Source organism: Curtobacterium sp. C2H10 (assembly GCF_025407985.1).
GTDB lineage: Bacteria > Actinomycetota > Actinomycetes > Actinomycetales > Microbacteriaceae > Curtobacterium.
In genome coordinates, this window is record NZ_JABXGF010000005.1 from 1 (window position 1) to 13,399 (window position 13,399).

General features: G+C 72.6%; 14 protein-coding genes and 1 tRNA gene. 14 read left to right on the plus strand and 1 reads right to left on the minus strand.

Going from position 1 to position 13,399, the window contains the following annotated elements; translation table 11 throughout:
• Positions 1-136 precede the first annotated feature (136 nt).
• Positions 137-400, minus strand: coding sequence for a DUF4031 domain-containing protein (locus HWD93_RS04020; RefSeq protein ID WP_229085138.1), 264 nt, complete (start codon positions 398-400; stop codon positions 137-139).
• Between the two features lie 188 nt (positions 401-588).
• On the opposite strand from HWD93_RS04020, the gene rplU reads away from it, so the two are divergent.
• The 14 genes from rplU (at position 589) to HWD93_RS04090 (ending at position 13,379) form a co-directional block, all read left to right on the plus strand.
• Entirely contained in the window at positions 589-897 is a 309-nt protein-coding gene (gene rplU / locus HWD93_RS04025; protein WP_022905369.1) for a 50S ribosomal protein L21, read from the plus strand.
• Positions 898-911: 14 nt separating this feature from the next.
• Positions 912-1,163 carry a 50S ribosomal protein L27 gene (gene rpmA, locus HWD93_RS04030; protein WP_070416551.1) on the plus strand — a complete coding sequence of 84 codons (252 nt, stop codon included), beginning with the start codon at positions 912-914 and terminating at the stop codon, positions 1,161-1,163.
• 86 nt (positions 1,164-1,249) lie between these two features.
• A complete protein-coding gene (obgE, locus tag HWD93_RS04035) occupies positions 1,250-2,791 on the plus strand; it encodes a GTPase ObgE (RefSeq protein WP_261646106.1) in 1,542 nt (513 codons plus the stop codon).
• Positions 2,792-2,798: 7 nt separating this feature from the next.
• Positions 2,799-3,617 (plus strand): glutamate 5-kinase, encoded by an 819-nt coding sequence (gene proB, locus HWD93_RS04040; protein WP_261646107.1) that lies wholly within the window; start codon positions 2,799-2,801, stop codon positions 3,615-3,617.
• 296 nt (positions 3,618-3,913) lie between these two features.
• Positions 3,914-5,179 carry a glutamate-5-semialdehyde dehydrogenase gene (locus HWD93_RS04045; RefSeq protein WP_261646108.1) on the plus strand — a complete coding sequence of 422 codons (1,266 nt, stop codon included), beginning with the start codon at positions 3,914-3,916 and terminating at the stop codon, positions 5,177-5,179.
• 42 nt (positions 5,180-5,221) lie between these two features.
• Positions 5,222-5,422: a hypothetical protein gene (locus tag HWD93_RS04050; protein ID WP_070416548.1), complete on the plus strand. Its 201-nt coding sequence runs from the start codon at positions 5,222-5,224 to the stop codon at positions 5,420-5,422.
• Positions 5,423-5,433: 11 nt separating this feature from the next.
• Entirely contained in the window at positions 5,434-6,033 is a 600-nt protein-coding gene (nadD, locus tag HWD93_RS04055) for a nicotinate-nucleotide adenylyltransferase (RefSeq protein ID WP_022907294.1), read from the plus strand.
• Complete coding sequence (locus HWD93_RS04060) at positions 6,030-7,496, plus strand: hypothetical protein (protein WP_261646109.1); 1,467 nt, start codon at positions 6,030-6,032, stop codon at positions 7,494-7,496. Before nadD ends, HWD93_RS04060 begins: the two co-directional genes overlap by 4 nt.
• A gap of 106 nt (positions 7,497-7,602) precedes the next feature.
• The gene (gene rsfS, locus HWD93_RS04065) at positions 7,603-7,977 is read left to right on the plus strand and encodes a ribosome silencing factor (RefSeq protein ID WP_070416546.1); all 375 of its coding nucleotides are present in this window, start codon (positions 7,603-7,605) and stop codon (positions 7,975-7,977) included.
• Between the two features lie 118 nt (positions 7,978-8,095).
• Positions 8,096-8,171, plus strand: a tRNA-Ala gene (locus tag HWD93_RS04070).
• Between the two features lie 96 nt (positions 8,172-8,267).
• Positions 8,268-9,191, plus strand: a complete 924-nt coding sequence (locus HWD93_RS04075; protein WP_261646110.1) for an aldose 1-epimerase family protein — start codon at positions 8,268-8,270, stop codon at positions 9,189-9,191.
• The gene (locus tag HWD93_RS04080) at positions 9,170-10,699 is read left to right on the plus strand and encodes an anthranilate synthase component I family protein (RefSeq protein ID WP_261646111.1); all 1,530 of its coding nucleotides are present in this window, start codon (positions 9,170-9,172) and stop codon (positions 10,697-10,699) included. The genes HWD93_RS04075 and HWD93_RS04080 overlap by 22 nt, the downstream gene beginning before the upstream one ends.
• A gap of 131 nt (positions 10,700-10,830) precedes the next feature.
• Positions 10,831-11,655: a hypothetical protein gene (locus tag HWD93_RS04085; protein ID WP_175473611.1), complete on the plus strand. Its 825-nt coding sequence runs from the start codon at positions 10,831-10,833 to the stop codon at positions 11,653-11,655.
• A 113-nt stretch (positions 11,656-11,768) separates the two neighbouring features.
• On the plus strand, positions 11,769-13,379 hold the full coding sequence (locus HWD93_RS04090) for a DNA polymerase Y family protein (protein ID WP_070419144.1): 1,611 nt from the start codon (positions 11,769-11,771) through the stop codon (positions 13,377-13,379).
• The last annotated feature ends 20 nt before the right edge of the window (positions 13,380-13,399 follow it).

Here is a 13,399-nt window from a genome sequence, read left to right on the forward strand (position 1 = left end):
GGGCGGGGGTACACCGCGCCTCCTGGACCGCCGCGCGCTACCGCGCCGTGCCGCGTGCGAGGTGCCGGGCAGGGTGCGAGGGAACGACCGGCGCACCCAGCACGGAACCTCGCACCGTGCGTGGGCGGCCGCGCGCTCAGAACGTGTGCTTGTCCCGCTGGGCGACCCGCAGCCCGCTGCCGATCAGGCGCAGCACCAGCTCCCGCCCGGTGACCGCCGTGGCCCCCGCGGCGACGAGTTCCTCGTAGCGCGACAACGGCACGTCGTAGTGGTCGTGGTCGAACGCACGGCGTGGGATACCGACGCGTCCAGCGAACTCGTGCAGCTCGTCGTATGATGTGTCACTGACGAGGTGCGACCACAGAGTGTCGTGTGCGGGCCACGTCGGCGGGTCGATCATCACGGTCACACGGCAATCGTACGTGTGTCGCCGTTTGACCGGACCTGGGGGCATCGAGTATTCTCGATCCCTGGTGTCAGCGGGCCGTTCTGCCTGCGTCGCCGATCGGGCCCGGCCCTCCGGGAACCGCTCGTGCAGAAGTGGGCACCCGAGACTTCCCTCAAGCAGAGTTACGTAAGGATTTCCACGTGGTTTACGCAGTAGTGCGCGCCGGCGGCCGTCAGGAGAAGGTCGAGGTCGGCACGATCATCACGATCGACCGTGCCAAGGCCGACGACAAGGGCAACATCGACCTCGCCCCGGTGCTCCTCGTGGACGGTGACAAGATCACGTCGGCGGCTTCCGAGCTCGCCAACGTGACGGTCACCGCCGAGGTGCTCGAGGACCTCCGCGGTCCGAAGGTCGTCATCCAGAAGTTCAAGAACAAGACCGGGTACAAGAAGCGTCAGGGTTTCCGCGCTGAGCTCACCCGCGTCAAGATCACCTCGATCGCGTAAGGCGGGAGTAGAAGATGGCACACAAGAAGGGTGCGAGCTCCACTCGCAACGGTCGTGACTCGAACGCACAGCGCCTCGGCGTGAAGCGCTTCGGTGGCGAGGTCGTCAACGCCGGTGAGATCATCCTCCGCCAGCGCGGTACCCACTTCCACCCGGGCGCCAACGTCGGCCGCGGTGGCGACGACACGCTGTTCGCCCTCTCGGCCGGTGCGGTCGAGTTCGGCACCAAGGGCGGCCGCAAGGTCGTCAACATCGTCAACGCGTAAGCAGTTCGACGATCTGACTCTGCGGGAGGGGCGGGCCACGTGCCCGCCCCTCCCGCTCTTTCGTTGCAACACCAAGGAGTGGACCCATGGCGACCTTCGTCGACCGCGTGACCCTGCACCTCACCGCGGGGAACGGCGGCAACGGCTGCGTGTCGGTCCGCCGTGAGAAGTTCAAGCCGCTGGCCGGCCCGGACGGCGGCAACGGCGGTGACGGTGGCGACATCGTCCTCGTCGCCGACCCCCAGGTGACGACCCTGCTCGGCTACCACCGCTCGCCGCACCGTTCCTCCAAGAACGGGCAGCCCGGCATGGGCGACATGCGGAGCGGCATCAGCGGTGAGACGCTCGAGCTCCCGCTGCCGATCGGCACCGTCGTGTACGACGAGAACGGCGACGTCCTCGCGGACATGACCGAGCCGGGCATGCGCGTCGTCATCGCCCCCGGCGGTCAGGGCGGTCTCGGCAACGCCGCGCTCTCGACCACGAAGCGCAAGGCCCCCGGGTTCGCGCTGCTCGGCACCGAGGGCTGGGCCGGTGACGTCAGCCTCGAGCTGAAGACCATCGCCGACGTCGCCCTCGTCGGGTTCCCGAGCGCCGGCAAGTCCTCGCTCATCGCCGCGATCTCCGCTGCGAAGCCGAAGATCGCCGACTACCCGTTCACGACCCTCACGCCGAACCTCGGCGTCGTCGAGTCCGGGTCCACCCGCTTCACCGTCGCCGACGTCCCCGGTCTGATCGAGGGTGCGTCGGAGGGCAAGGGCCTCGGCCTCGAGTTCCTCCGTCACGTCGAGCGCTGCGAGGCACTCCTGCACGTGATCGACTGCGCCACGCTCGACCCCGGCCGTGACCCGATCAGCGACCTCGACGTCATCCTCGGCGAGCTCGAGCGCTACCCGGTCCCCGAGGGCCAGGTGCCGCTGCTCGAGCGCCCGCAGATGATCGCGCTCAACAAGGTCGACGTGCCCGAGGCCGAAGAGCTCGCCGCCTTCGTGCGCGACGAGCTCGAGGGCCGTGGCTACCGCGTCTTCCCGATCTCGACCGCGTCCCGCAAGGGCCTGCGCGAGCTGACGTTCGCGCTGGCCGACGTCGTGGAGCAGGCCCGCGCCTCCCGTGCCGCCGAGCCGGTGGCCGAGCGCATCGTCCTCCGCCCCAAGGCGGTCGACGACAAGCCCTTCACCATCCGCGCAGAAGGCGGCGAGGAACACCGCTTCTACCGCATCCGCGGTGCGAAGCCGGAGCGCTGGGTGCAGCAGACCGACTTCACCAACGAAGAGGCGATCGGCTACCTCGCCGACCGCCTGGCGAAGCTCGGCGTCGAGGACGGCCTGTTCAAGGCCGGAGCCGTCGCCGGGTCCACCGTCGTCATCGGTGGCGACGGCGGCACGATCTTCGACTGGGAGCCCACGCTCACCTCGACCGCGGAGCTCATCACGAGCGCCCGCGGGACCGACGCCCGGATCGGCGCGACCTCGCGTCCGACCCGCAACGAGCGTCGCGAGGAGTACTTCGAGCGCATGGACGCCAAGGCCGCGGCGCGTGCCGAGCTCGAGCAGGAGCGCATCGCCGGGCTGTGGGCGGAGGACGGAGACCTGTCTCCCGCCGACGCCGACCGGGACGACAGGGACTGACCACGGCATGACCGACACGACCGCACGCACCGACCTCGGACCCGTCACCCGGCGCGAGGACATCCCGCGTGCCAAGCGGATCGTGGTCAAGGTCGGGTCGTCGTCGGTCAGCGGTGACAACACCGGGCAGATCGCTCCGCTCGTCGACGCCATCGCCGCAGCGCACGCCCGGGGGACCGAGGTCGTCCTCGTGTCCTCCGGCGCCATCGCCACCGGGTTCCCGTTCCTCGGGCTCGAGGGTCGCCCCGACGACCTCGCCACCCAGCAGGCCGCCGCCGCGACCGGGCAGAACGTCCTGATGTTCCGGTACCAGAAGGAACTCGACCGGCACGCGGTCGTCGCGGCGCAGATCCTCCTGACCGCGGGGGACCTGCAGAACCCGACGCACCGGGTGAACGCGCAGCGGGCCATCGACCGGTTGCTCGCACTGCGGGTGCTGCCGATCGTGAACGAGAACGACACCGTGGCGACGCACGAGATCCGCTTCGGGGACAACGACCGGCTCGCGGCGCTCGTGGCCCGGCTGCTCGGGGCCGATGCGCTCGTGCTGCTGTCCGACGTGGAGTCGCTCTACACGAGGCCCCCGGACCAGCCCGGTGCGGAGCCGATCACGCACGTGCCGTTCGGCGACGAGCTCGCCGGGGTCACGTTCGGGTCGATCGGTGCCGCGGGCGTGGGGACCGGGGGAGCGGGGACGAAGGTCGCTGCCGCCCGGCTCGCGGCCGAGGCCGGCACGGCAGTGCTCGTGACGGCGACGGCGCTCGTGGAGCGGGCGTTGGCGGGGGAGCAGATCGGGACCTGGTTCGAGGCGGCGGTGCGGGGCTGACGGGGGTCGGTTCCGGTTCGTTCGGTTCGGTTCGGGAGGCGCGGGTCGGCTTCGACGCGCCGCTCACGTCCGCCGAGGGGGCATTGTTCGTCACTCTCGGCGCCTCCGAGCGACGGATTCCGCGACCTCGGCGGCACGCCTGCGGCGTGTCGTGCCCGCTCGCGAGGCGCGCGGATCGAGTGGTGCGGGCGCTACGGGCGTGTGCTGACTCCTCCACAGGAGCCGCGCCTCCAGGGCCCTCCACAGGTGAGCCGGACCGCCGTCATGTGGCGGACCCCCGCGCCTAGAATCGAGCCATGTCGCTGACCGCATCCGCCCCGACCCTGACCGACAAGCTCGTCGCTGCGCGCGACGCGGCGTCGGTCCTCGCCACGGCGACGACCGCGGTGAAGGACGCGGCGCTCCTCGCGATCGCGGCGGGCGTGCGACAAGCGACGGGCGAGATCGTCGCGGCCAACCACGAGGACCTCTTGGCGGGCGAGGAGAGCGGGCTCTCGTCCGGGCTCCTCGACCGGCTGCGGCTCGATCCTGCCCGCATCGACGCCCTCGCCGCCGCGGTCGAGCACGTCGTCGGCCTCACCGACCCGGTCGGGCAGCACGTCCGCGGGTCGCGGTTGCCGAACGGGCTGCAGCTCTCCCAGGTGCGGGTGCCGTTCGGGGTCGTCGGCGCGATCTACGAAGCGCGGCCGAACGTCACGGTCGACATCGCCAGCCTCGCGCTGAAGAGCGGCAACGCGGTCGTGCTCCGGGGCGGCTCGGCGGCGCAGCGCACCAACGCGGTGCTCGTCGCCCGGATCCAGGACGCCGTCGCCTCGGCGGGGCTGCCGCGCGAACTCGTGCAGACGATCGACGAGTTCGGGCGTGCCGGCGCGACCGACCTGATGCGGGCACGCGGGCTCGTCGACGTGCTCATCCCGCGGGGCAGCGCGTCACTGATCCAGACCGTCGTGACCGAGTCGCAGGTGCCCGTGATCGAGACGGGTGCCGGGGTCGTCCACGTGTTCCTCGACGAGTCGGCACCGCTCGACCGGTCGATCGACATCGTCCTGAACAGCAAGGTGCAGCGGCCCAGCGTGTGCAACGCGCTCGAGACGCTCCTCGTGCACGAGCGGGCGGCCGACCGGCTCCTGCCCGCGCTGGCCGACCGGCTCCGGGCCGCGGGCGTCACGCTCCGCGGTGACGACGCCACGCGGGTGCTCGTGCCCGGTGTGCTCCGGGCGACGGACGACGACTGGGCGACCGAGTCGATGGACCTCGACCTGTCCGTCCGGGTGGTGCCCGACGTCGATGCGGCGATGGCGCACATCGCGCGCTGGTCGACGCACCACACCGAGTCGATCGTCACGAACGACGTCGACACGGCCGAGCGCTTCCTGGCCGAGGTCGACTCCGCGGTCGTGATGGCGAACGCCTCGACGCGGTTCACCGACGGCGGGGAGTTCGGGTTCGGTGCCGAGGTGGGGATCTCCACGCAGAAACTGCACGCTCGTGGGCCGATGGGGCTGCCCGAGCTGACGAGCACCAAGTGGATCGTGCGCGGGCAGGGACAGATCCGCGGCTAGACTGAACGGCGAATTCCCCCGACCGAACGGAGCATCGGATCAATGACCTTCCTCGCAGAAGCCGCTGAGCACGCCTCGGGGGTCCCCGCGTACGTGTTCCCGCTCGTCGGTGCCCTCTTCTTCGCGTTCCTCGGGTTCGTGACCTGGAGCTTCCGCGACGTGGCCTACCGCCACTCGCACAAGTTCGAGGCCACGCGCACCCACGAGACGGGTGTCGACGAGTTCGGTCGCGCCGAGCACTGACCCGCGACTCCATGCTCGAGAGCACGGGGCGGCCTCGCATCGGCGTGATGGGTGGCACGTTCGACCCGATCCACAACGGCCACCTCGTGGCAGCGTCCGAGGTGGCGCGCGCCTTCGACCTCGACGAAGTGGTCTTCGTCCCCACTGGGCAGCCGTACATGAAGTCCGGTGTGACCGACGCCGAGCACCGCTACCTCATGACCGTCGTCGCCACGGCGTCGAACCCGATGTTCACCGTGAGCCGCGTCGACATCGACCGCCCGGGCCCGACCTACACGGTCGACACGCTGAAGGACCTGCACGAGCAGCGACCCGACGCGCAGCTGGTCTTCATCTCCGGCGCAGACGCCGTCCAGCAGATTGTCGACTGGAAGGACCATGATGGCCTCTGGGACCTCGCGCACTTCGTCGCTGTGACACGTCCGGGACACGCCTTGAGCATCACGGGTCTGCCCGAACGAGACGTAAGCTTGCTCGAAGTTCCCGCGCTGGCAATATCGTCGACCGACTGCCGCGACCGGGTGAGACGTGGTTTCCCCGTGTGGTACTTGGTCCCCGACGGTGTCGTCCAGTACATCTCCAAGCACCATCTGTATCGGAGCGTTGCATGAGTTCGTCCGACGCGCAGCCGCCCCTGTCGCGGCGCCAGGCGCGCGAGCGGGAGCGTGCCGCCGCGGGCGGTGCGCAGCCCGTGACGCCGCCCCCGACCGTCGCCGCCCCGGCCGAGCAGCCGGAAGTGCGCCACCGTCCCGGCAGCCACGTCGCTCCCGCCCCCGGCGCACCCGCACAGTCCGCCGTGCCGTCGTCGGCCTCGTCGCCGTCGTCCGCCGGCTCCGGTGTGCCGTCGATGCCCCCGGCGTCGGCGACCGAGATCGTCCCCGGCTCGGGCGGACTCACCCGTCGGCAGATCCGGCAGCTGCGTGCGGCCGAGGGACAGGCGATCCAGCCCGTCCCGCTGCAGAACCCGACACCGCAGTCGTCCGACCGCACCGTCGAGGACGTCCTCGGTTCGGTCGACGCGCTGCACGGTGGACCGGAGCGCCCGGGCACGCCGGACGCGACGGGCACGTCGACTGCCGAGCCAGAGCCGATCGCGCAGGAGTCCTCCGTCGACTCCGAGCCCTCGGCCGAGACGGTCGTGCTCGACCAGGCAGCCGTGGCGCAGGCGACCGAGGCGGACGGATCGCCCGACGCGGTCGAGCCCCTCGAGGAAGCCGCCGCCCACAGCGAAGAGCCGCGTCGCCACCGTTCGACCTGGGCCCCGCCCGAGGCCACCGAGCCGTCGGGCACCGAAGCCGACTCGGACGCGCCGGACACACCGGACGCTCCGAACACGCTGGGCCCCCCGGACGTCCCTGCCACGGCGCAGCGGACCCCGATCCAGTCCTCCACGCCGGCGGTGTTCCCGCTCTCGCTGGACGAGGACGACACGAACGAGGTCCCGGTCCAGAACGCCACCCAGCCCGCGCGCGCCGCCTCGGCACCCACGTCGAGTGGTGCACCGTCGTCCGCCGGCGACACCGATGGCAACGCCGATGCCCCCCGCGTGCCGGCTTCGTTCCAGCGTCCGGCCGAGCCGAAGCCCCTCACGACCGCGTTCGAGCCGCCCGTCGGCCACTGGTCGCAGCAGGCGCACGACTCGAACGACGCCGAGGTCCACGACGAGGAGACCGGCACCCGCCGCGTCGCCGTGACGAACACGAACGCGATCATCCTGCCGAACTCGGCCCTCGCCGACCCGACGGGTGCGCTGAACGCCACGGGCGAGGTCATCCTCACCGGCTCGATCGACCTGCCGGCGTCGCTGTCCTCGACCGGGTCGCACCGGCCGATCGACGGTGCCGAGGTCGACCGTCTGCTCGAGCAGCACGACGAACAGCCCGACACGGACGCCAGCCCGGTCCGTGCCAGCCGTGCGGTGTCGAGCCACACCTCGACGCGGCAGGTCGTCCTCGCGGCGGCCAAGCCGAAGGAGTCGCGCACGCCACTCATCCTCGGCGTGACGGTCGGTGCCGTCGGCGTCGCCGCTGCAGCCGTCATCATCGTGGCCCTCGTCACGACCCACACGTTCTGAGTCTTCCCCACCGCGCACGGCCTGGCCGTGTGTCGGTGGGTGGCTTATGATCGTGACCCATCAAGCGATCCGGCAGCCTGCCAGGTCGACCGACCGGAAGGAATCCGTGACCGCCTCCTCACGCGCAGTGGAACTCGTGCAGATCGCCGCCCAGGCGGCCGACGCCAAGCAGGCCGAGGACCTCGTTGCCCTCGACGTGACCGGGCCGCTGCAGCTCACCGACGTGTTCCTGCTCGCGACCGGCCGGAACGAGCGCAACGTGCTCGCCATCGCGGACGAGATCGAAGAGCGCCTCCTCGAAGCCGGGGCCAAGCCGCTCCGTCGTGAAGGCCGGAGCGAGGGCCGCTGGGTCCTCATCGACTTCGGCGACATCGTCGTGCACGTCTTCCACGAAGAAGACCGCCAGTACTACTCGCTCGAGCGTCTCTGGTCGGACTGCCCGACCATCCCGCTCGAGCTCCCGGTGGACCACACCGCGTAGCTGCGACGCGCCCGGGTGGCGGCGACGATTTCGTCACCCGGCGTTCGCATGGTGTACGCTTCTATGGTGCCTCCGGGGAACGGGGGCACACTGAAGTCGGTGGGAACACCAACACTTCGGGTCTGTGGCGCAGCTGGTAGCGCACCTGCATGGCATGCAGGGGGTCAGGGGTTCGAGTCCCCTCAGATCCACCATCACCCCCGCGGTTCTCCGGAACCGCGGGGGTCTTCTCGTTCCGGGGAAGCGCGCCCGAGGCGATCCGGCTCCCGCGTCCCCAGTACGCTGAGCGCATGAGCAGCGACGCACCCCTGTCCGGTTCCGCCCTGACGATCACCGCCGGCGGCTACACGGCCGAGATCGCCTCGGTGGGGGCGACACTGCGGACGTTCCGGTTCGAGGGACGCGACCTGGTCGTGCCGTTCGACGCCGACGAGGTCCGCCCGGCCTTCCGCGGAGCCGTCCTGGCGCCGTGGCCGAACCGGGTCGTCGACGGGAAGTACACGTTCGGCGGGACCGAGCACGAGCTCGCGCTGACCGAGCCGAAGCGACAGCACGCGCTGCACGGACTGGTCGCCTGGACCGACTTCCGGATCGTCGCGCACGAACCGGACCGCGCGGTCCTCGCCACGACCGTGCCCGCCCAGGACGGGTACCCGTTCCGCGTCGAGGTGCTCGTCGAGTACCGCGTCGACGGCGAGGGGCTGCACACGACGATCACCGGGACGAACACCGGTGCCGACGCGGCTCCGTGGGGGACCGGTCCGCACCCGTACCTCGTCGGCGGCGAGGGTCGTGTCGACGACTGGACCCTGACGCTGCCGGCGGCCGAGGTGCTCGAGGTCACCGAGGACCGCCTCGTCCCGACGGGCCTCGCGCCGGTGCACGACGAGTTCGACCTGCGCTCCGCGACGCGCATCGGCGACCGGTTCATCGACCACGCCTTCACCGGGTTCGACCGCGACGCCGACGGCACCGCGACGATCGTCCTCACCGCCGCCGACGGCCGCGGTGTCCGTGCCTCGTTCGGCCCGGAGTGCGGGTGGGCGCAGGTGCACACCGCCGACCACGTCGTGCCGGAGTACCACCGTGCGGGTCTCGCGGTCGAGCCGATGACCTGTGCGCCGGACGCCTTCAACGCCGGGTCCGACGCCGGACTCGTCGTGCTCGAGCCCGGGTCTTCGTCGGCGGCCTCGTGGACGATCGCGGCGGTCTGACGGCAGCACCCGCGTCCGCCCGGATCGAGGTCCGGCGGCTGCCGTCGACTCCGGACCTCGGCGCCCTCGCCGCCGCGTCCGGCGCCGACGTGGTCTGGCTCGACTCCTCGCTGCCGGCCGGTTCGCCCCCGACCGCGCGCGCCCGTGCCCGGTGGTCGGTCCTGGCGCTGACGGACGGCCCGTTCGCAGCGCGGTTCCGGCACGAGACGCGACGGGCGTTCGTCGAGACGACCCCGGCGTCCCGACCGTGGTTCGGGGGCGTCGCGACCGCCGAGGGATCGGATCGACCCGCCTTCGCGGTCCTCACCGAGTTGCTCGCGCGCACCCCGGTGCTGCCGGAACCGGTCGCGGGCTGCGGCTTCGCGCTCGGCTGGGTCGGGTTCCTCGGCTACGAGCTCGGGCGCGAGTCGGGCGGCGTCGACCGGACGGCCGAGGGGCACGCGGACGCGGACCTGCGGTTCGTCGACCGCGCGGTGGTCGTGGACGCCGCCGGTGACGCCTGGGCACTCGCCCTGGCGAGCGATGCGGAACCCGGGGCCAGCGCGCGGAACCGCGCATGGCTGGAGACGGTGACCGCTCCGGTCACGCGGGTCGACGTCGACGACGTGGCCCCGTTCCTCCCGGGCCCCGCTCCGGCGACCGGGCGCGTCACGCGCGCCGCCCACGAGACGGCGGTGGACGCGTGCCGCGCGGAGATCCGTGCGGGCAACGCGTTCCAGGTGTGCCTCACGACCGGCTTCGCGGTGCCGCCGGTCCAGGAGGCGCGGTGGGGCCCCGCCACGGACCCCCACCTGACCGAGTACCTGCGGCTGCGCGCGGCGGACCCCGTCCCGTTCGGTGCGTACCTGCGGCTCGGCCCGCTGCGCGTGGCGAGCCGTTCTCCTGAGCGGTTCCTGCGGATCGATGCGTCCGGGACGGTGTCCGCGGAGCCGATCAAGGGGACCCGACGGCGCTCCGACGACCCTGTGGAGGACGAAGCGGTCCGTGCCGGACTCGCCGTGAGCGCGAAGGACCGTGCCGAGAACGTCATGATCGTCGACCTGCTCCGGAACGACCTGCTCCGGACGGCGGTACCGGGGTCGGTGCACGTCGACCGGCTCTGCGACGTCGAGACCTACGCGAGCGTGCACCAGATGGTGTCGACGATCGGTGCGGTCCTGCCCGAGGGGACGTCGCGGGCAGCCGTGGTGCACGCCGCCTTCCCGCCGGGGTCGATGACCGGCGCGCCGAAGATCAGTGCCATGGGGATCGCGGATCGGCTCGAGGACGGGCCTCGCGGGCTGTACTCGGGTGCGATCGGGTACTTCTCGGCCAGCGGCGCGGTCGACCTGTCGGTGGTGATCCGCACACTGGTGACGGTCATCGACGACCGGGGCACGGTGCGGTCGCGGTCGTTCGGTGCCGGCGGCGCGGTGACGTGGTCGTCGGTCGCCGCGGACGAGGCGGACGAGGTCGAGACGAAGACGCGCTCGGTGCTCGCCGGTGTGGGGGCCGTCGCCCGCTGGTGACGGCGGATCGTCGGGCGGCGGTGCCGGAGCACTCCTCCACAGGGCGCTGATCCACCGCTCACACGGCGTGTCGAACGCGTGTTCGAAGCACTGTCCACAGGATGTCGGACCCGATTGACATCATCGAACACATGTTCGAATATGAGGGCATGCAGACGGCGGCGGCACTCCGATCGCCCGGGGCTCACCCAGAGCCGACCGGGCGGCCCGGTCCTGCCCGGCCGGTGCGGCGGGTCGACCACCTCGGTGACGCCCGCGCCGCACTCGAACGGATCACCTCGCTGCGGTCGCGTGTGGCCGAGATGGAGTCCACCCGGGTCGACACCGAGGGGCTGCCCACGGCCGAGGCGCTCGCACCGCTCCTGCCGGGTGGCGCGATCCGCGTGGGCGGGTCCTACTCGGTGCACGAGTCGGTGCTCCTCGCGATGACGATGCTGCAGGCAGCCTCGGCCGCCGGTGCCTGGTGCGCGGTGGTGGGGGTGCCGTCCTTCGGGGTCGAGGCAGCGGCCGCGGCCGGCATCGACCTCGAACGGCTCGTGCTCGTGCCGGACCCGGGCGACCAGTGGCTCACCGTGACGGCCGCGCTGGCGGACGTCGCCCAGATCGTCCTCACCCGTCCGCTCGGTCGGGTGGTTCCCGGCGACGTCTCCCGGCTGTCGGCACGGCTGCGACAGCGTGGTGGTGCGCTCGTCGCGCTCGGTTCCTGGCCCGGGGCCGACGTCTCGCTGCGGGTGACCCGGTCCGAGTGGAGCGGCATCGGGGACGGGCACGGCTTCCTGACGGAACGACGGGTCACGGTGTCGGCGTCCGGTCGTGCCGGAGCGGGGCGACCGGTGGACGCCGACCTGCTGCTGCCCGCGGCGGACGGCACGGTCCGGGCCGCCGTCCCCACCGCTGCGGCGTCCGGCCCCGGCCGGACGACACCCGTGCTGCGTCCCGTGGCGGTGGCGTCGTGAGCCCCCGTGGCGGCGGCCGGACCCGGACGACCGGGTCCCGGGTCACCGGTGCCCTCGCCGGACGCGGGCCCGGGGCCGGCGCGGGTGCGGCGGGCGTGCCCGATGCACGGTCGATCCGAGCCGACGCACTCGCCCGCGGTGGGGCGCTGCCCGAGCCCCCGCCGACCCGGACGATCGTGCTGTGGTGCCCGGACTGGCCGGTGATCGCGGCCGCTCGCGCTGCCGGGTCGCCGCCGGACCACCCGTTCGCCCTCGTGGTGAAGGGCCAGGTGTACGCCAGTTCCGCCAGTGCCCGGCAGCACGGCGTGGTCCGGGGGCTCCGCGTGCGCGAGGCACAGGCGCGCTGCCCCGAGCTCGTCGTGCAGCCCTACGACGACGCGCTCGACCACCGGGCGTTCGAACCGGTCATCCGCGCGGTCGAGGCGGCGGTCCCCGGTGTCGAGGTCCTCCGCCCGGGCACCCTCGCGCTGCGGTCCCGCGGGCCGGCCCGGTACTACGGCGGAGAACGAGCCGCCGCGGCGACCCTCGCCGGCATCGCTGCCGACCACGGCGCTCCCGGGGTGCGCGCCGGCGTCGCGGACACCCCGTTCGCCGCCGAACAGGCCGCACGGGCTCGCCCGGCACGTCCGGGGGAGCGGGTGCGGATCGTGCCCGTCGACGGCTCGGCGCCGTTCCTGGCCGGGCTGCCGCTCGGCGTGCTCGGCGACGCCGACCTCGCGATGCTGCTCGGGCGCCTCGGCATCCAGACCCTCGGCGAGTTCGCCGCGCTGGCCGACGAACAGGTGCGCGACCGGTTCGGACTCGCCGGGGCGTTCCTGCACCGGCTCGCCGGCGGTCGTGACCCGCGAGAGGTCGCGGCGCGCGCGGTCCCGCCCGAACTCCGGGTCGAGGCGTCGTTCGAACCCCCGCTCGACCGTGCCGACCAGATCGCGTTCGCGTTCCGTCGCTCCGCCGACGACTTCGCCGCACGCCTCCGGGCAGCCGGACTCGTCGCCACCACGATCCGGGTCGGCATCGTCGACGAGCGGGACATCCTGCTCGAGCGCACGTGGGTGCACCCGCGGTGGTTCGACGCCGCCGACGTGGTGGACCGGGTGCGCTGGCAGCTCGCCGGCGGGGTGGACCCGACCGGGCTCGAGGCGCCGGTCGTCCAGGTGGTGCTCGAGCCCGTCGCGGTCGACGACATGGCGAACCACGAACGCGGGCTCTGGGGGACCGGACCGGACGAACGCGTGCACCACGGTCTCGCCCGCGTGCAGGGACTGGTCGGGCACGACGGGGTGGTCACGCCACGGATCGGCGGCGGGCGCACCCTGGCCGAACGCGTGGTGCTCGTGCCGTGGGGCGACGCTCCCGCCGGTGGCGAGCGTGCGCTGGCGACCGTCCGCGACCGCCCGTGGCCCGGCAAGCTTCCCGGTCCGCCGCCGGCGACCGTGCTCGACCGTCCGCGCCCGGTGGACGTCGTCACCGGCGACGGCGGCACCGTCGACGTCGACGACCGCGGCGTCCTCACCGGGGTCCCGGAACGGTTCCGTGCCGAGGGGGAGCGTGGTGGCCGGTTCGACGCCGTGACCGCGTGGGCCGGACCGTGGCCGCTCGTCGTGCGCTGGTGGGAGGCCGGCGGACGCCGACTCCACCGGTTGCAGCTCGTCGACGCCGACGGACGTGCGTGGTACCTCGTGCTCGCCGACCACCGGTGGTGGGCCGAGGCGGTGGCGACGTGACCGCCCGGACGGGGGAACAC

Bases quoted from the DNA above. Each gene is read 5' to 3' on its own strand.
- HWD93_RS04020 (WP_229085138.1), bottom strand. From the start codon at position 400: ATGATCGACCCGCCGACGTGGCCCGCACACGACACTCTGTGGTCGCAC.
- rpmA (WP_070416551.1), top strand. From the start codon at position 912: ATGGCACACAAGAAGGGTGCGAGCTCCACTCGCAACGGTCGTGACTCG.
- obgE (WP_261646106.1), top strand. From the start codon at position 1,250: ATGGCGACCTTCGTCGACCGCGTGACCCTGCACCTCACCGCGGGGAAC.
- proB (WP_261646107.1), top strand. From the start codon at position 2,799: ATGACCGACACGACCGCACGCACCGACCTCGGACCCGTCACCCGGCGC.
- HWD93_RS04045 (WP_261646108.1), top strand. From the start codon at position 3,914: ATGTCGCTGACCGCATCCGCCCCGACCCTGACCGACAAGCTCGTCGCT.
- HWD93_RS04050 (WP_070416548.1), top strand. From the start codon at position 5,222: ATGACCTTCCTCGCAGAAGCCGCTGAGCACGCCTCGGGGGTCCCCGCG.
- nadD (WP_022907294.1), top strand. From the start codon at position 5,434: ATGCTCGAGAGCACGGGGCGGCCTCGCATCGGCGTGATGGGTGGCACG.
- HWD93_RS04060 (WP_261646109.1), top strand. From the start codon at position 6,030: ATGAGTTCGTCCGACGCGCAGCCGCCCCTGTCGCGGCGCCAGGCGCGC.
- HWD93_RS04075 (WP_261646110.1), top strand. From the start codon at position 8,268: ATGAGCAGCGACGCACCCCTGTCCGGTTCCGCCCTGACGATCACCGCC.
- HWD93_RS04085 (WP_175473611.1), top strand. From the start codon at position 10,831: ATGTTCGAATATGAGGGCATGCAGACGGCGGCGGCACTCCGATCGCCC.